We start from the raw sequence: 16937 nt of genomic DNA on the forward strand, positions 1-16937 counted from the left end.
GTCAAATCGAAAATATGACCGACTTATGTTCTAACAGGATTATTGATGAAAAAAGTATTCGCACTTTTATTTATGAGCTTCTCAGTGTTTGCTTCTCCGAAAGAAGAGTTGAGTAGCCGCTTGGCATTAAACGCAGGCTTCAGCGCTGACTTTAAACAAGTCGTGACCAGCCCTGATGGTGATGTTGTTATGGAAGGTGAGGGCACGGTAGAGATTGCACGCCCAAGCCTGTTCCGCTGGGAGACCACGTTCCCTGATGAAAACTTGTTGGTATCTGATGGCCAAAGCTTGTGGTACTACAGCCCGTTCATTGAGCAAGTGAGCATTTATTGGCAAGAGCAAGCGACATCACAGACACCTTTTGTCCTGCTTACACGTAACCAAGAAAGTGATTGGGATAATTATAATGTGGCGCAAACGGGTAACCAATTCACGCTAACGCCAACTGCTGTCGATTCTAATCAGGGTGACTTCCAGATTAATATCACCGAAAAGGGCATTGTTCAGGGCTTTAATGTGATTGAACAAGACGGTCAAAAAGGTGAGTTTACCTTTAGCAATGTTGATTTGGGTAAACCTGCAGCAGACCGCTTTACTTTTGTGGCACCGGAAGGTGTCGAGGTCGACGACCAAAGAAACTGATCTAAACAAGCAGATCGTTTGGTAGTACGTCGATAGGCATTAATGCCATCAACGAATCAAGAGATTGCAATTGAGTAATTACAGCTTAGATTTTGCGGGGGACGAAGATTTTCGTCCCCTTGCTGCTCGTATGAGACCGGAAACTGTCGAACAGTACATCGGTCAGCAGCATATATTAGGCCCAGGTAAACCACTTCGCAGAGCGTTGGAAGCGGGCCATATCCACTCGATGATTTTGTGGGGGCCTCCGGGCACCGGTAAAACGACGTTAGCCGAAGTTGCAGCAAACTATGCGAATGCTGAAGTGGAACGTGTATCGGCGGTAACCTCGGGCGTAAAAGACATTCGTATTGCAATTGAAAAAGCGCGCGAGAACAAGCAAGCAGGGCGCAGAACCATCCTGTTTGTGGACGAAGTCCATCGCTTTAACAAAAGTCAGCAAGATGCTTTTCTGCCTCATATCGAAGATGGCACCGTGACCTTTATTGGTGCGACGACAGAAAACCCATCTTTTGAACTGAACAACGCTTTGTTGTCACGTGCGCGTGTCTACAAACTGACGTCCCTGAACACAGATGATATTTCTCTTGTCATTCGCCAAGCGATTGAAGATAAGCAACGTGGGTTAGGTGATGTGCCTGTTGATTTTGCTGATAATGTTTTAGATCGCCTTGCAGAACTGGTTAACGGCGACGCGCGTATGTCGCTTAACTACCTTGAACTGCTGTATGACATGGCAGAAGACAACGATAAAGGCGAGAAAGCGATAACCTTGCAGTTGTTGGCTGAAGTGGCTGGTGAGAAAGTCGCTCGTTTCGATAACAAGGGTGATATTTGGTACGACCTAATCTCCGCGGTTCATAAGTCAATTCGTGGCTCAAACCCTGATGCGGCCTTGTACTGGTCAGCACGAATGATTGCGGCGGGTTGTGATCCTTTGTATATCGTTAGACGCTTGCTGGCGATTGCTTCTGAAGATATTGGCAACGCTGACCCTCGTGCCATGCAGGTTGCGATGTCGGCGTGGGATTGCTTCACTCGCATTGGCCCAGCCGAAGGGGAGCGTGCGATTGCGCAGGCGGTTGTTTATCTTGCATGTGCACCAAAGAGTAACGCCGTTTACACCGCTTGGAAGCAAGCGTTAACAGATGCTCACAATCTTCCTGAATATGAAGTCCCGCATCATTTGCGAAATGCACCGACAACTTTGATGAAGGACATGGGCTACGGGCAAGAATACCGTTATGCTCATGACGAACCAGGAGCCTACGCGGCGGGTGAAAAATATCTGCCTCCTGAAATGGAAGAGAAGCAATACTATTTCCCAACAAAACGAGGCTTAGAGACCAAAATTGGCGAGAAGCTAGATTATCTGGCGGATTTGGACGCAAAAAGCCCACAAAAACGCTATGAAAAGTAGTCTTTTTTGGATATCGTTACCTAGTCATAAAATTTCAATTAAATCGTTATAAATTGGTCGAAATAACACCAGTTTTAGGGGTTTAGCAGTGATTCAGTAGCAAGCTACTGAATATTCAAATAACTAAAGCATAGGATTAGCAATGCTGGATTCTAAATTACTTCGAGCTGAGCTGGATGAAACAGCGGCAAAATTAGCACGTCGAGGCTTCACCCTTGATGTAGAGACAATTCGTGAACTTGAAGAAAAACGTAAGTCCCTTCAGATGAAAACTGAAGAGCTACAAGCGTTACGTAACTCTCGATCGAAGTCCATTGGTCAAGCGAAAGCAAAAGGCGACCATGAAGAAGCTGAGCGTATCCTTGCAGAAGTAGGCAACTTAGGCGCAGAACTAGACCAAGCTAAAGTAGCATTGGCTGATCTTCAATCTGAGCTAGAAACGATCACAATGTCTATTCCTAACCTACCTGATGCAGAAGTGCCAGATGGTAAAGATGAAGACGATAACGTAGAAGTTTCTCGTTGGGGTCAACCTAAGACTTACGACTTTGAAGTGAAAGATCACGTCGATCTTGGCGAAATGTCTGGCGGTCTTGATTTTGCTAGCGCAGTTAAAATCTCGGGTTCTCGTTTCATCGTGATGAAAGGCAAATTTGCACGTCTACACCGTGCTATTGCTCAGTTCATGCTGGACCTTCACACTGATGAGCACGGCTACACAGAAATGTACGTACCGTATCTAGTGAACCACGATAGCCTTTACGGTACTGGTCAACTTCCTAAGTTCGGCGAAGACTTGTTCCACACAAGCCCGCTAACTGAGCAAGTAAGTGACGTACCTCTTAAGACTCTATCGCTTATCCCTACTGCGGAAGTACCGGTAACGAACATGGTTCGTGACACGATCACTGATGAAGCTGAACTGCCACTTAAGATGACAGCTCACACGCCGTGTTTCCGTTCTGAAGCGGGTTCTTATGGTCGTGACACTCGTGGTCTTATCCGTATGCACCAATTCGATAAAGTTGAATTAGTACAAATCACTAAGCCAGAAGACTCAATGGCAGCGCTTGAAGAGCTAACTGGCCACGCTGAGAAAGTACTTCAACTTCTAGAGCTTCCTTACCGTAAAGTGATTCTATGTACAGGTGACATGGGCTTCGGTTCTGCGAAAACTTACGACTTAGAAGTATGGGTTCCAGCACAAGAGACTTACCGTGAGATTTCTTCTTGTTCAAACATGTGGGATTTCCAAGCGCGTCGTATGCAAGCTCGTTTCCGTCGTAAAGGCGAGAAAAAACCTGAACTTGTACACACACTAAACGGTTCTGGTCTTGCTGTTGGTCGTACTATGGTTGCTATCCTTGAGAACAACCAAGAAGCAGATGGCCGTATTGCTATCCCAGAAGTACTTCAACCATACATGGGCGGCGTAACGCACATCGGTTAATTAGATTGATTAAGCATTAGGTTACTTATAAAACCCAGCCAACAGGCTGGGTTTTTTATTGCCTATAGAATAGTGCAGTGGCGAGAAATAAATAATTTTTGTTACCTATGTGTAATAGTGTTTTATTGATTTTGATAATTATTACAATCCTTAAATGTGGCTATAATATGCTCTTACCGCGGTAGGTATAGATTTTCTCGTTCAAATACTGAGGAGGGCTTATGGCCGTAGGATGGGCAGGTGACGATAGTGTCAGCCAGCAAATACAAAATACCATTGATGATGAGATCTCTCGTGTAAGAGGAAACCTTCGAGGTGGTGAGGGTTTGCGTTATTGTGATGAGTGTGGTGATGAGATTCCGGAACAAAGACGACGCGCGATCAAAGGCGTTCGTTTGTGTATAGAATGTCAGTCAATATTAGAGCATGACGCACATCGACATTCATTGTTTAACCGTCGAGCAAGTAAAGATAGCCAATTACGTTAAACTGACGGTTACCTTCAAGCAGTTAAGGCCTTACTTTTATGTAAGGCCTTTTAGTTTAATTAAATGATTTATTAATGAAGATATATAGAAATAATCGTCGCTCTTGTTTAGAGCAATAAACGCCTTATTTAAAGCAATGAGTATTTTGTAATGCAGTGTCGATAGCAGCGACCAATTGCTCAATATGTTGTGGTTTGATAATAAACGGAGGCATCATATAAATTAGCTTACCAAACGGACGGACCCAAACGCCTTGCTCTACAAAGTGAGCTTGGATGGTTTCCATATCGACAGGTGTGTGGGTTTCAACGACGCCAATCGCGCCCAACCAGCGAACGTCTTTGACAAGATCATGCTCTCGCAACGGTGGTAGCAACTCAGAGAAAAGCTGTTCGATCTGTTGAGTTTGATTTTTCCAATGACCTTGCTCGATGATGGATAAACTTGCCGCACCGACTGCGCAAGCTAATGGGTTACCCATGAATGTTGGCCCGTGCATAAAGCAGCCCGCTTCACCGCCACATACCGTGTCAGCAACTTCTTTACTCGCCAGCGTCGCTGACAATGTCATATAACCACCAGTTAAAGCCTTGCCTACGCATAAGATGTCCGGTTGAACATCGGCATGCTCACAAGCGAATAGTTTCCCTGTACGGCCAAACCCGGTCGCAATCTCATCCAAGATCAGCAATACGTTGAATTCATCACACAGTAAGCGAACTTGTTTTAGGAACTCAGGGTGGTAGATGCGCATGCCACCAGCCCCTTGAACGATTGGCTCTAAGATCACCGCTGCGACTTCTTGATGGTGTGCTGCCAGCTTTTCTCGAAAACTATCGATGTCACTTGAGTTCCACTCATCCCAAAAGCCTGTTTTTGGCGAATCAGCGAAAATATGTTCCGGCAAAAAGCCTTTGTAGAGGCTGTGCATCGAATTGTCAGGGTCGGTCACTGACATCGCCGCAAAGGTATCACCGTGGTAGCCATCTCTTAGTGTGAGGAACTTTGAACGAGGTTGTCCTTTAGCGTGCCAATATTGCAATGCCATCTTGAGGCTAACCTCTACGGCAACTGAACCTGAATCGGCCAAAAATACATGCTCAAGATTACTTGGCGCGAGATTCAAAAGCTTCTTACATAGATCGATAGCGGGCTGGTGGGTGATGCCACCAAACATAACGTGTGAAACCTTATCGATTTGACTATGAGCTGCAGCGTTTAGCTCTGGATGATTGTAGCCGTGGATGGTTGACCACCAAGATGACATACCATCAATAATTCGTTTTCCGCCTTCTAATTCTAGGTAAACACCGTCTGCGTTGGTGACTGGGTAGCAGGTCAGAGGTGTTAACGTTGATGTGTAGGGATGCCAGATATGCTGGCGATCAAAGGCGAGATCCATAGTAACTTCCATTCTTGGTGTGATTAAAAAATAACCAGATGTAAACTTTTGATATTATCAATGTGTTGACAGTCTAAAGCTTGTCGGTAGACTAGCCAAGCATAAATGCAATCTCTATTGATAGAGATGAAACATCAAATAATAAAAAAGGATCGACACGTGGAAGTTCGTCATGACTGGACAGTTGCTGAAGTAACAGCACTGCTTGAAAAACCGTTTATGGATTTAATGTTTGAAGCTCAAGTGGTTCATAGACAGTACCAAGAGCACAACCACGTGCAGGTGAGTACGCTTCTATCGATTAAGACTGGTGCTTGTCCTGAAGACTGTAAGTATTGTCCTCAAAGTGCTCACTACCGAACGGATGTCGACAAAGAACGCCTAATGGAAGTAGAGCGTGTTTTGGATGCGGCGCAAAAAGCCAAGAACGCGGGCTCGACTCGTTTCTGTATGGGCGCGGCGTGGAAAAACCCGAAAGAACGCGATATGCCTCACTTGACTGATATGATCAAAGGTGTGAAAGGTATGGGTCTAGAAACCTGTATGACACTAGGCATGTTAACCCCTGATCAAGCTGGCGAGTTAGCGGATGCAGGCTTGGATTACTACAACCATAACCTTGATACGTCTCCCGAGTTTTACGGCAGCATCATCACCACTCGTACTTACCAAGATCGTTTAGATACGCTATCTCACGTACGTGATGCCGGTATGAAGATCTGTTCTGGTGGCATTATTGGTATGGGCGAAAGTACCAATGACCGTGCAGGCCTGCTGGTAGAGCTAGCGAACCTTCCGGTACACCCTGAGAGTGTGCCAATCAACATGCTCGTGAAAGTGAAAGGCACACCGATGGAAAACGTCGATGATGTTGAATCTTTTGACTTCATTAAGTTGATTGCGATTGCTCGTATCATGATGCCAATGTCAGCGGTTCGTCTATCTGCAGGTCGCGAGAATATGAATGAACAGATGCAGGCGATGTGCTTCATGGCTGGCGCGAACTCTATCTTCTACGGTTGTAAGCTACTGACTACGCCAAACCCAGATGAAGACACGGACATGCAGCTGTTTAAGAAGTTAGGCATCAACAGCCAACAAGTGGCTCAGAAGCCTGATGAAATTCAAGAAAACGAACTGTTAGATCAAGTAGTGGAGCGCGTTGCTGCTCGTCCAACGAAAGATGACATGTTCTACGATGCCACTGTTTAAATCCCGTATCAAAGATGCCCTTGTTCAACGCCGTGAGCAGGGGCTAACTCGTCAACTTAAAGTGCTCGAAAACAGTAATGGTCCTTTGCTTAATTGCGAAGGTTCTCGCTTTATTAATTTTTCGAGTAATGATTACCTAGGCTTGGCGAACGACCCTGAATTGGTAGAGGCGTGGCAAGCGGGGCTTTCCCTTTATGGTGCTGGCAGTGCGGCATCGCCATTGGTCACGGGTTTTAGTCCTGCTCATAGAAATTTAGAAGCTCAGCTGTGTGAATGGTTGGGCTTTGAACGTGCGATTCTCTTTAGTTCTGGTTTCAGTGCGAACCAAGCCTTGTTGTTTTCTCTACTCGAAAAAGACGACTCTCTGCTGCAAGACAAGCTTAATCACGCCTCTTTGATGGAAGCGGGGATGCTTTCTCATGCAACCATGAAACGCTTTAAACACAACGACACGCAGCATCTAGAGTCTCTATTAAGCCGATCTCTACAATCCTTGGTCGTCACTGAGGGCGTATTCAGCATGGACGGCGATCAAGCGCCTCTCAGCCAGATATCTAACCTGACTCATCAATACGACAGTTGGTTGGCGGTTGATGATGCCCACGGTATCGGCGTATTAGGTGATAAAGGAGCTGGGAGTTGCAGTGCAGCACAAATCTCCCCCGATATTTTGGTGGTGACCTTTGGCAAAGCATTTGGCGTTTCTGGTGCTGCGATTCTTTGTTCGTCAGAAGTGGGTGATTACTTAACTCAGTTTGCTCGTCATCATGTGTACTCGACGGCGATGCCACCTTCACAAGCGGTGGCTTTATCTCATGCCTGTAAGATGACTCAAACTCAAGAGTGGCGCCGAGAAAAGCTGACTGAGTTAGGGTCTCTCTATGCAGAGCAGGTGAGCGGCTTGAAAGGCTTTGTGGATACTCAGACTCCGATTAAGCCATTTGTGATCGGTGAGGCTCAGGCTGCGCTCTCCGTTGCAGAAGAATTAAAGCGCAACCAAGTTTGGGTCACTGCAATTAGGCCACCCACGGTTCCGACCGGGACGGCTCGTCTGCGTATTACATTAACCGCCAATCACACTCAAAAGCAGATTCTTCAGTTAACCCGTTCGTTACGTCAAGCAGTCGAAAGAAATGTTCAATCAAGTGAATCAAGCTTTGAATCGAATAGCGAAACTCACATCGAAATAAACAATGAGGCTCAGTAAATGTCACAAGAAGCAGTAGTGCATAATTACGTTGGCCAAGATAAGAGTGCGATTGCCGAAGCCTTTGGTAAAGCGGCAACAACCTATGACAAACACGCTGAATTTCAACGCGATGTTGGCCACCGATTACTGGATAAATTACCCAGCGATCTGTCAGGCTTTAAGGTGCTGGATCTAGGTTGTGGTACTGGCTATTTCTCCGAGCAACTTGTAAAACGAGGCGCCGAAGTGGTTTGCGCTGATCTTTCTGTTGGAATGCTAGCAACAGCAGAGAAGCGGTGTGGTGCATCTGTATCTTTATATCAACAAGCCGATGCCGAACAATTGCCGTTTGAAGATGGGTGCTTTGACATCGTTTTCTCTAGCCTTGCGTTGCAATGGTGTGACGATTTGTCGTCGCCTTTGAGAGAGATGAAGCGTGTTACAGCGGCTGGTGGGCGTGTTATTTTCTCAACTTTGCTTGATGGGTCGCTGTTTGAACTGAAAAAGTCGTGGTCCAAAATTGACGCACATCAACACGTTAACCATTTTATTACAATCAATAAGGTAAAAATTGCGTTAGCGCAATCTAGCTGTACCGTTCATCAACTAGACTTGCCCACCATCACCGTTTGGTACGACACTGCGTTTGAACTGATGCGCGACCTTAAAGGTATCGGCGCTAATCACGTAAGTGGTCGCTCACAAGGTTTAACAAGTCGTCGCATGTTGCAGCTTGTTGATCGGGAATATCGAGAGTTTAAGAACCATCAAGGTTTCTTACCAGCAACATATCAAGTTTGTTTAGGGGTTATTCAATTATGATTGATGCATTATTCATTGCAGGTACGGATACCGAAGTGGGAAAAACTGTGGTTTCAAAAGCGATTCTTCAAGCTTTGGCCGCACAAGATTTATCAACAATTGGTTACAAGCCAGTTGCTGCAGGGAGTGAAAAATCCCCTGAAGGACTACGTAATAGTGATGCACTGCATCTTCAAGAAGCGGCGACGCAAGACATTGCTTACGAAGACGTCAATCCATACGCGTTGTTGCTACCATCATCGCCTCACATCGCTGCTAAGCATGATGGTGTTGTAATTGATGAGGCGGTATTATCAGCGAAGCTAGAAGAGCATAAGAAAAACTCTGACATCGTGTTAGTTGAAGGTGCTGGTGGTTGGCGAGTCCCGGTTTCAGACGATGAATATCTTTCTAGCTGGGTTAAAAAAGAGCAACTGCCAGTGGTACTGACTGTGGGTATTAAACTTGGTTGTTTGAGCCACGCTCTATTAACGGCAGAAGCGATTCGTGCTGATGGCCTAAACCTAGTAGGTTGGGTCGCAAACCGTATCAATCCAGGTACTGAGCACTACGCAGATATTATTGCGATGCTTGAAGATAAGTTAGGTGCACCTAAGTTAGGTGAAATCCCTTACGTCCCAAAAGCGAAGTCTAAAAACATTGGTAAGTACATTGATGTGCAGCCTTTGCTTGCGCTTTAATTACCACGTTATGTACTAAATAAGAAAAGGGCTGCGATTGCAGCCCTTTTGCTATTTTAAGCCTTTAGACCTTGAGTTGATAAACAACCGGTCTTTTAATAAACAAGCTTAGAACTAATGTTCTTTAGTCAGTCCCATTAAAGCTTGCTGAGTTTCTGTGATGTTTGCTTGCGCTGCTTCTGGCGTAAGAATACCGATCTGCTTTTTCGCTTCTTCTTCAGTAATCCCTAGGTGACAGCACAGTAAATCGATAGCCATTTGAGTGTTAGTACCTTCAACCATGATCGTTCCCTTTTTGTACATGGACTAGCCAATAAATCATCTGAAGTCACTGTAAACGGATTGTTATATCGACACCATACGACTTAGGTCTAATAGACCGTGATTAACTCAGCTATAATCTCGTAATCAAATGTTGCAATTTAATGCTTAACCTTGTTTTCTTAATCTAAGACTATATGTATAAGTAAGTATAAGTCTTCAAGGTTGGAATCTATTGCTGTCTGCCTTGTCTATAACAATAAGTTTTATAAAAACAGCTTTCATGCGGAGATAAGTAATGAAGCGAGTAATGTTGTTCCTTGCAACCAACCTAGCGGTTGTATTGGTACTAAGTGTTGTTCTTAATATTGTATACGCAGTCACAGGTATGCAACCCGGTAGCCTATCAGGCTTATTGGTGATGGCTGCGGTATTTGGTTTTGGCGGCTCATTCATTTCATTAATGATGTCGAAGAAAATGGCGCTACGCTCTGTAGGCGGCATGGTCATTGAAAGCCCACGTAACGAAACAGAACATTGGTTGATGGAGACGGTAAGCCGTCAATCTCAACAAGTTGGTATTGGTATGCCAACAGTGGCGATCTACGACTCGCCAGATATCAACGCATTTGCTACAGGTGCTAAGCGTGACGATTCATTGGTCGCAGTATCAACGGGCCTGCTACACAACATGACGCGTGACGAAGCTGAAGCGGTATTAGCTCACGAAGTTAGCCACATTGCGAATGGTGATATGGTGACAATGACTCTAATGCAGGGTGTTGTGAACACGTTCGTTATCTTCCTATCTCGTTTCATTGCGAATATTGTTGCGTCGAATGACAATGAAGAAGAGGGTGGCAGCAACATGATGGTGTACTTCGGTGTGTCTATGGTGTTGGAATTGGTATTTGGTTTCTTAGCAAGCTTCATTACGATGTGGTACAGCCGTCATCGTGAATTCCATGCCGATGCAGGTGCAGCGAACCTAGTAGGTAAAGAGAAGATGATTGCAGCGCTAGAGCGCCTAAAGGTGAGCCATGAGCCACAACTAGAAGGTTCTATGATGGCATTTGGTATCAACGGTAAGAAGTCTCTAACAGAGCTTCTAATGAGCCACCCGCCGCTAGACAAGCGTATTGCTTCTCTACGTAACATGTAATCGCTACGTATTCTTCAGTCGCTAATCGACAAGATACATTTGAAAGGCTTCCTTCGGGAGGTCTTTTTTGATCTTGGCATCTAAGACAGTAAGTATTCGAGGAATAGGTGTCTGGCGATAGAGGGTTACTGGTGATGAAGCATTACGATATTGATTGGTTGATATCGCACGGATTGAGATGAGTAGGGTAATGATACTGGGTTGCTTTGTATTATTTTGCTGACGTCTCTTGTGCTCAATACACTTTGTTCCGCTCAACAAAAAGGCTTCCACATGGGAAGCCTTAGTCTATTCTGTGATTCGAAATTCGAACCTTACAGTTTGTCAGTTAGCTCGATTGCTTGGCCGATGTAGTTCGCTGGAGTCATCTCTTTCAGGCGAACTTTCTCGTCTTCAGGGATCTCAAGACCATCGATGAATGCACGCATGCCTTCGCCATCTACACGTTTACCACGAGTTAGCTCTTTTAGCTTCTCGTATGGTTTTTCGATGCCGTAACGACGCATTACTGTTTGTACTGGTTCAGCCAATACTTCCCAGTTCTTGTCTAGTTCAGCAAGTAGCGCAGCGCGGTTAACTTCAAGCTTGCTAATACCTTTCAGAGTCGAAGTGTATGCAATGATTGCGTAGCCAACACCCACACCTAGGTTACGAAGAACCGTAGAGTCAGTAAGGTCACGCTGCCAGCGAGAAACTGGAAGTTTTTGTGCAAGGTGGCTGAATACTGCGTTCGCTAGACCAAGGTTGCCTTCAGAGTTTTCGAAGTCAATTGGGTTAACTTTATGCGGCATTGTCGAAGAACCGATTTCGCCAGCAATAGTCTTCTGCTTGAAGTGACCAAGAGCGATGTAGCCCCAAACGTCACGGTCGAAGTCTAGAAGGATAGTGTTGAAACGAGCAATTGCATCGAATAGCTCAGCGATGTAATCGTGAGGTTCGATTTGAGTTGTGTACGGGTTCCAAGTTACGCCAAGAGATTCAGTGATGAACTCTTCGCTAAACTGGTGCCATTCAACTTCTGGGTATGCAGAAAGGTGTGCGTTGTAGTTACCTACAGCACCGTTGATTTTCGCTAGGATCTCAACGTTTTCGATTTGCTTGTATTGACGTTCCATACGGTACGCAACGTTAGCCATCTCTTTACCCATAGTAGAAGGAGAAGCTGGCTGACCGTGTGTACGAGACAGTAATGGAATATCACGGTACTCGTTCGCAAGTGCTTTGATAGCATCAATTACGTTACGGATTTCTGGAAGAATCACTGTGTCACGAGCTTCTTTAAGCATAAGCGCGTGAGAGGTGTTGTTGATGTCTTCAGAAGTACATGCAAAGTGAATAAATTCGTTTACAGCGTGAAGTTCAGGAACGCCAGCAACTTTCTCTTTCAAGAAGTACTCAACCGCTTTAACGTCGTGGTTAGTCGTGCGCTCGATCTCTTTGATACGTAGAGCATCTTCTTCGCTGAAGTTAGCGGCTAGTTCATCAAGAAACTGGTTAGCTTCTGCACTGAACGCTGGTACTTCTTTGATTGCATCAGTTGCTGCAAGCTTTTGTAACCAACGAATTTCAACGATAGAGCGGTACTTTAGTAGTCCAAACTCACTAAAGATGCTGCGTAATGCAATAGTCTTACTTCCGTAACGGCCGTCTACTGGTGAAACAGCAGTCAATGCTGACAGTTCCATGGTGTTCTCCTGAATTGAGTTTTCTAAATTTTGAGAGGTTTATACCAGTAACAATCTCAATTGTCACGCACATTGCGCAATCGTTTGCGTGAGAGTTGTGTTGATACAAAAAACAAGCTCGCGACGAGGCGCGAGCTAATAAACTACATTCGAGCTAGTAGGATTTGAGCCTGCTCGATCATCTTCTTACGACCGAAGATAAGGTGGCGACGTTTACCGCCAACTTGACGCCATAACACAGCGCTTCGAATCCCTGATAGAAGCAGTGCGCGAACCTTATGTTGGCTCGATGTCTGCTGAAGTACAGACGGAGTACCAGAAACCTGAATGCGAGGGCCGATAGGGCTGACGACATCAAGGTAGATACTTGCAAGGTTGCTGATCATTTGCTCGTCAAATAGATCAAAGTGTTCAGTTTGGCGCTCTGCAGTTTGAATGCGGTCACCAAGCTGAGACATAGAGTCGTTGCGAGAAGACAGCTTACGCTCAAGCGCCATCAAGCTGATGATGTAACGCGTGATATCGCTACCTGCTGGAGTACTATCGATACCTTTTACTAAGCACTCAAGGCCAAGCTTTAGGTTCGCTTCACGTCCAAATACGCCCACGGTATTCGATGGGTTGGTATTTAAAATGGCACTGAGTGAAGCTTCAAAGGCATCTTTATCACAATGGCCGTCTTTCGCTACTTGTTGAACCAAAGCCACAGCTTGGCAAATTCCGGCGAAAGCAATAGTACGGTCATAAAGTGTATTAGCCACGTAGTAACTCCTAGTTGTCTTCTATCGTTTGTCGTTTGATTGATTAGATGCGCTTTTCGATGATACCACCACCAAGACATACTTCGCCTTGGTAGAACACTGCAGATTGACCTGGGGTCACTGCGATTTGTGGCTCATCAAAAATAACCTTAATGTTCTCATCATCAATTGGGATGATTGTACAAGGAATATCTGTTTGACGGTAACGTGTTTTTACCGTGCATGTCATAACTTCAGTAATTGGTGTGCGATTTACCCAATGAAGTTGAGATGCGATCAAGCCTTCTGATTTCAGAAGAGGGTGGTCTTTACCTTGTACTGCGATAAGTACATTACGCTTAAGGTCTTTTTCACCAACAAACCATGGTTCTTCGTTACCGCCACCACCTTTAGTGCCGCCAATATGAAGGCCTTTACGCTGACCTAGCGTGTGGTACATCAAACCTTGGTGTTGACCAATCACTTGGCCTTCAGGTGTTTCGATGTTACCCGGTTGTGCTGGTAGGTATTTGCCTAGGAACTCAGTGAACTTGCGCTCACCGATAAAGCAGATGCCTGTTGAATCTTTCTTCTTAGCTGTGATCAAGTCTTGCTCTTCAGCAATACGTCGCACTTCTGGCTTCTCTAATTCACCGACAGGGAATAGGCTGCGTGCCACTTGATCTGAGCTTAGCGTGTATAGGAAATAACTTTGGTCTTTGTTGCTGTCTAGACCGCGTAGCATTTCTGGTTTTACGCCAGCATCAAGCTTTTCTTGAGTTGGGAAAGTACGACGAACGTAGTGACCCATCGCAATGTAGTCTGCGTCTAGCACTTCATCCGCAAACTCTAAGAATGCTTTAAATTTGATTTCTTTGTTACAAAGAATATCTGGGTTAGGTGTACGACCTGCTTTGTACTCTTCAAGGAAGTATTCGAATACGTTGTCCCAGTATTCTGCAGCAAAGTTGATAGTGTGAAGGTGGATACCTAGTTTGTCACATACCGCTTGAGCATCAGCAAGATCTTCAGCTGCCGTGCAGTATTCTTCGTTATCGTCTTCTTCCCAGTTTTTCATGAAAAGGCCTTCTACCTGATAGCCTTGTTGCTGAAGAAGATACGCCGATACTGACGAATCTACACCGCCGGACATACCGACAATTACTTTCTTTTCGCTGTTTCCAGAGCTGATATCTGACATGTCTAAACACCGTTACTATTACTTGGTCGCAGATTCTAACAGAAAGAGAAACGCCGTGACAGATCCGAGACCGGAATCACAGTTTCATTTGCACAAATAGTGCGCTGACTTTGTTAGAGAATCGCATGAGAGCGAGGTGAGTCGCTAGGATGTCAGAAGTATATGTGGCATAGTCGCTCGAAATCCAAGACCTGAGATAAAAAAATGTCTGAACAAAATGAATTTATGCAAGAAGAAGAGCTGATTGAGATCATCGAGAACCAGCTTGAAGATGGCGAACCAGTGAAAGTGAAAGAGACGTTGATGCGTTTAATGATGACAGGCACTCCACGTGAAGAAGCAATTGCGGCTATGGCATGTGCACTGGCAATTGAAGTATTTGACGTTATGAAAAACGGCGCGGAGTTTAATCAAAAACGTTACGCGGAGCATTTGGGCATGCTGCCTGATTTAAGCTTTATGGAAGGCGAATAAAAAAAACCTTCAGCAAACGTTTGCTATAGTTTGAAAGATTGCCGCGTTAAATATAGCGCGGTAGAATCCGCCACCTATTTCCCCTTGACTTAGACTAGCCTTATGAAATTCCCTGGACAACGTAAATCAAAGCACTACTTTCCGGTTCACGCTCGTGATCCTCTAGTGAGCCAAGCTCAAAGCAGTAAAAGAATGTCACGCACTCATATTATCGGTATTGACCAAACATTGGTGGATATTGAAGCAAAGGTGAGTTCTGAACTTATTGAGAAGTATGGTTTGAGCAAGGGACATTCACTGGTTATTGGCGACGCAGCCGCTGAATCTTTGTATCAAGAATTAAAAGAGCAGTGCCTGATTACCAATGAATACGCTGGTGGCACAATTGGTAACACATTACACAACTATTCAGTGCTAGCGGATGACCGTTCTACACTGTTAGGTGTAATGAGCCAAGATATTAAGATTGGTAGTTACGGTTATCGCTATTTATGTAATACATCAAGCAGAATGGATCTGAACCATTTACAAGGGGTAGATGGCGCAATTGGTCGCTGCTTTGCATTAATTACAGAAGACGGTGAACGTACTTTCGCAATTAGCGAAGGACAAATGAACCAATTAAAACCAGAAAGCATTCCTGAAAAAATCTTCAAAAGTGCTTCTGCTTTAGTTTTAACGGCTTATTTAGTTCGCTGTAAGCCAGGCGACCCGATGCCTGAAGCAACAATGAAAGCGATCGAATACGCGAAGAAATACGATGTGCCAGTCGTTCTTACACTAGGTACTAAGTTCGTTATTCAAGATGATCCAGAATTCTGGAAAGATTTCCTTGAGCAACACGTAGCGGTTGTTGCAATGAATGAAGACGAAGCTGAAGCGTTAACGGGTGAAAGCGATCCACTGGCTGCATCAGATAAAGCGCTAGACTGGGTAGACCTTGTTCTATGTACTGCGGGACCTGTTGGCCTATTTATGGCTGGTTATACAGAAGATGCAGCTAAGCGTGAAACGTCACTGCCTTTACTTCCAGGTTCAATTGCGGAATTCAACCGTTTTGAATTTAGCCGTCCTGCGCATAAAGATTTATGTGAAAACCCAACTAAAGTGTATTCGCACATTGCGCCATACATGGGTGGACCAGAAAAGATCAAAAATACCAATGGTGCAGGTGATGCTGCGTTATCAGCTTTATTACATGATATGGCTGCTAATAAGTACCACAAAGAAAACGTGCCAAACTCAAGTAAACACCAACATTCATTCTTGACGTACTCTTCGTTCTCACAAGTTTGTAAATATTCTAACCGTGCTAGCTATGAAGTGTTGGTTCAACACTCTCCACGTTTATCTCGTGGCCTTCCTGAAAGAGAAGATAGCCTAGAAGAAGCGTACTGGGAAAGATAAGTTACTTTCTTTAATCAGTAGTACTATCAGTATCAGTTGGTTTCTAATACTGATAGTACAAATATAAAAAAGGCTCCGAAAGGAGCCTTTTTTGTTTCTGAATATATTGAAGTCGTAAATAATACTTTGGTCGACTTAAATATTAATTCTATCGCTTAGCGTGTAATTGATTACTCACTAAGTAAACTAAATGTTTAGATAGCAAACTCTTCTAGAGATTTACCAGCATCTAGCTGTTCTTGGATAGCTGAAGGCGTACGGCCTTGACCTGTCCAAGTCTTCTCGTCGCCGTTTGCGTCTACGTATTTGTATTTCGCTGGGCGAGGAGCGCGTTTAGCTTTTGTTGTTTTAGATTTTGCTTCACCAGAAAGTGCAGCAATAAGATCGGCAACATCAATTCCGTCTTTTGCAATTTGTTCAGCAATAGCAGAAAGCTTAGCTTCTTGCTCTGCTTTAGCAGCACGCTCTTCAGCTTCAGACTCTTGACGCTCTTGTACAACAATAGTCAGCTTGTCTAGCGCTTCTTCAAGTTGCTCAAGAGTTAATTCACGTGAGAACGCACGAAGGCTGCGGATATTTAATAGAGTTTTTGTTAATTCAGACATGATATTTTCCATCAAGGTAAACTAAATAATCTTCCTAATAATAAACAGAGCCTAGGAATAAAACAAATAGTATTTCTTCTATTACATATTTAAATAT

17 protein-coding genes are annotated in these 16937 nt (G+C 44.6%); 11 read left to right on the forward strand and 6 right to left on the reverse strand.

Going from position 1 to position 16937, the window contains the following annotated elements:
• Positions 1-45: 45 nt before the first annotated feature.
• The 4 genes from lolA (at position 46) to AB4351_RS15670 (ending at position 4000) form a co-directional block, all read left to right on the forward strand.
• A complete protein-coding gene (gene lolA, locus AB4351_RS15655; RefSeq protein ID WP_017060248.1) occupies positions 46-642 on the forward strand; it encodes an outer membrane lipoprotein chaperone LolA in 597 nt (198 codons plus the stop codon).
• 64 nt (positions 643-706) lie between these two features.
• Complete coding sequence (locus tag AB4351_RS15660; RefSeq protein ID WP_372126494.1) at positions 707-2062, forward strand: replication-associated recombination protein A; 1356 nt, start codon at positions 707-709, stop codon at positions 2060-2062.
• Positions 2063-2204: 142 nt separating this feature from the next.
• Positions 2205-3512, forward strand: coding sequence for a serine--tRNA ligase (gene serS / locus AB4351_RS15665; protein WP_017060250.1), 1308 nt, complete (start codon positions 2205-2207; stop codon positions 3510-3512).
• A 221-nt stretch (positions 3513-3733) separates the two neighbouring features.
• Positions 3734-4000, forward strand: a complete 267-nt coding sequence (locus AB4351_RS15670; protein ID WP_017060251.1) for a DksA/TraR family C4-type zinc finger protein — start codon at positions 3734-3736, stop codon at positions 3998-4000.
• 124 nt (positions 4001-4124) lie between these two features.
• Here AB4351_RS15670 and bioA read toward each other — a convergent pair whose 3' ends face one another.
• Complete coding sequence (gene bioA, locus AB4351_RS15675) at positions 4125-5402, reverse strand: adenosylmethionine--8-amino-7-oxononanoate transaminase (RefSeq protein WP_372126496.1); 1278 nt, start codon at positions 5400-5402, stop codon at positions 4125-4127.
• 159 nt (positions 5403-5561) lie between these two features.
• Here bioA and bioB point away from each other — a divergent pair, with 159 nt between their 5' ends.
• Genes bioB through bioD form a run of 4 tightly spaced genes read left to right on the forward strand, consistent with a single transcriptional unit; the run spans position 5562 to position 9305 of the window.
• Positions 5562-6614 (forward strand): biotin synthase BioB, encoded by a 1053-nt coding sequence (gene bioB, locus AB4351_RS15680; RefSeq protein WP_016792500.1) that lies wholly within the window; start codon positions 5562-5564, stop codon positions 6612-6614.
• A complete protein-coding gene (gene bioF / locus AB4351_RS15685; RefSeq protein ID WP_372126497.1) occupies positions 6601-7821 on the forward strand; it encodes an 8-amino-7-oxononanoate synthase in 1221 nt (406 codons plus the stop codon). The genes bioB and bioF overlap by 14 nt, the downstream gene beginning before the upstream one ends.
• A complete protein-coding gene (gene bioC, locus AB4351_RS15690; RefSeq protein ID WP_017060254.1) occupies positions 7822-8625 on the forward strand; it encodes a malonyl-ACP O-methyltransferase BioC in 804 nt (267 codons plus the stop codon).
• Positions 8622-9305, forward strand: a complete 684-nt coding sequence (bioD, locus tag AB4351_RS15695) for a dethiobiotin synthase (RefSeq protein WP_017060255.1) — start codon at positions 8622-8624, stop codon at positions 9303-9305. Before bioC ends, bioD begins: the two co-directional genes overlap by 4 nt.
• 114 nt (positions 9306-9419) lie before the next feature.
• Here the strand turns inward: bioD and AB4351_RS15700 are convergent, their stop codons facing one another.
• Positions 9420-9587: a hypothetical protein gene (locus AB4351_RS15700; RefSeq protein WP_186728084.1), complete on the reverse strand. Its 168-nt coding sequence runs from the start codon at positions 9585-9587 to the stop codon at positions 9420-9422.
• 277 nt (positions 9588-9864) lie between these two features.
• On the opposite strand from AB4351_RS15700, the gene htpX reads away from it, so the two are divergent.
• Positions 9865-10728: a protease HtpX gene (gene htpX, locus AB4351_RS15705; RefSeq protein ID WP_372126499.1), complete on the forward strand. Its 864-nt coding sequence runs from the start codon at positions 9865-9867 to the stop codon at positions 10726-10728.
• 314 nt (positions 10729-11042) lie between these two features.
• On the opposite strand, the gene purB is transcribed toward htpX, so the two are convergent.
• From purB to mnmA, 3 genes are all read right to left on the reverse strand, one after another.
• Positions 11043-12413: an adenylosuccinate lyase gene (gene purB / locus AB4351_RS15710; protein ID WP_017068077.1), complete on the reverse strand. Its 1371-nt coding sequence runs from the start codon at positions 12411-12413 to the stop codon at positions 11043-11045.
• A gap of 143 nt (positions 12414-12556) precedes the next feature.
• Positions 12557-13174, reverse strand: coding sequence for a high frequency lysogenization protein HflD (hflD, locus tag AB4351_RS15715; RefSeq protein ID WP_017060259.1), 618 nt, complete (start codon positions 13172-13174; stop codon positions 12557-12559).
• A gap of 43 nt (positions 13175-13217) precedes the next feature.
• Entirely contained in the window at positions 13218-14354 is a 1137-nt protein-coding gene (gene mnmA, locus AB4351_RS15720) for a tRNA 2-thiouridine(34) synthase MnmA (RefSeq protein ID WP_372126501.1), read from the reverse strand.
• Between the two features lie 204 nt (positions 14355-14558).
• Here mnmA and AB4351_RS15725 point away from each other — a divergent pair, with 204 nt between their 5' ends.
• Positions 14559-14828 carry a hypothetical protein gene (locus AB4351_RS15725; protein ID WP_010439986.1) on the forward strand — a complete coding sequence of 90 codons (270 nt, stop codon included), beginning with the start codon at positions 14559-14561 and terminating at the stop codon, positions 14826-14828.
• A 102-nt stretch (positions 14829-14930) separates the two neighbouring features.
• Positions 14931-16235 carry an inosine/guanosine kinase gene (locus tag AB4351_RS15730; protein ID WP_372126502.1) on the forward strand — a complete coding sequence of 435 codons (1305 nt, stop codon included), beginning with the start codon at positions 14931-14933 and terminating at the stop codon, positions 16233-16235.
• A gap of 194 nt (positions 16236-16429) precedes the next feature.
• On the opposite strand, the gene AB4351_RS15735 is transcribed toward AB4351_RS15730, so the two are convergent.
• Complete coding sequence (locus AB4351_RS15735) at positions 16430-16840, reverse strand: H-NS family nucleoid-associated regulatory protein (RefSeq protein WP_017060262.1); 411 nt, start codon at positions 16838-16840, stop codon at positions 16430-16432.
• Positions 16841-16937: the final 97 nt, after the last annotated feature.

The sequence above is a fragment of the Vibrio sp. 10N.261.51.F11 genome, assembly GCF_041471665.1.
GTDB lineage: Bacteria > Pseudomonadota > Gammaproteobacteria > Enterobacterales > Vibrionaceae > Vibrio > Vibrio crassostreae_C.

Bases quoted from the DNA above. Each gene is read 5' to 3' on its own strand.
- lolA (WP_017060248.1), top strand. From the start codon at position 46: ATGAAAAAAGTATTCGCACTTTTATTTATGAGCTTCTCAGTGTTTGCT.
- serS (WP_017060250.1), top strand. From the start codon at position 2,205: ATGCTGGATTCTAAATTACTTCGAGCTGAGCTGGATGAAACAGCGGCA.
- AB4351_RS15670 (WP_017060251.1), top strand. From the start codon at position 3,734: ATGGCCGTAGGATGGGCAGGTGACGATAGTGTCAGCCAGCAAATACAA.
- bioA (WP_372126496.1), bottom strand. From the start codon at position 5,402: ATGGATCTCGCCTTTGATCGCCAGCATATCTGGCATCCCTACACATCA.
- bioF (WP_372126497.1), top strand. From the start codon at position 6,601: ATGCCACTGTTTAAATCCCGTATCAAAGATGCCCTTGTTCAACGCCGT.
- bioC (WP_017060254.1), top strand. From the start codon at position 7,822: ATGTCACAAGAAGCAGTAGTGCATAATTACGTTGGCCAAGATAAGAGT.
- bioD (WP_017060255.1), top strand. From the start codon at position 8,622: ATGATTGATGCATTATTCATTGCAGGTACGGATACCGAAGTGGGAAAA.
- AB4351_RS15700 (WP_186728084.1), bottom strand. From the start codon at position 9,587: ATGGTTGAAGGTACTAACACTCAAATGGCTATCGATTTACTGTGCTGT.
- htpX (WP_372126499.1), top strand. From the start codon at position 9,865: ATGAAGCGAGTAATGTTGTTCCTTGCAACCAACCTAGCGGTTGTATTG.
- purB (WP_017068077.1), bottom strand. From the start codon at position 12,413: ATGGAACTGTCAGCATTGACTGCTGTTTCACCAGTAGACGGCCGTTAC.
- mnmA (WP_372126501.1), bottom strand. From the start codon at position 14,354: ATGTCAGATATCAGCTCTGGAAACAGCGAAAAGAAAGTAATTGTCGGT.
- AB4351_RS15725 (WP_010439986.1), top strand. From the start codon at position 14,559: ATGTCTGAACAAAATGAATTTATGCAAGAAGAAGAGCTGATTGAGATC.
- AB4351_RS15730 (WP_372126502.1), top strand. From the start codon at position 14,931: ATGAAATTCCCTGGACAACGTAAATCAAAGCACTACTTTCCGGTTCAC.
- AB4351_RS15735 (WP_017060262.1), bottom strand. From the start codon at position 16,840: ATGTCTGAATTAACAAAAACTCTATTAAATATCCGCAGCCTTCGTGCG.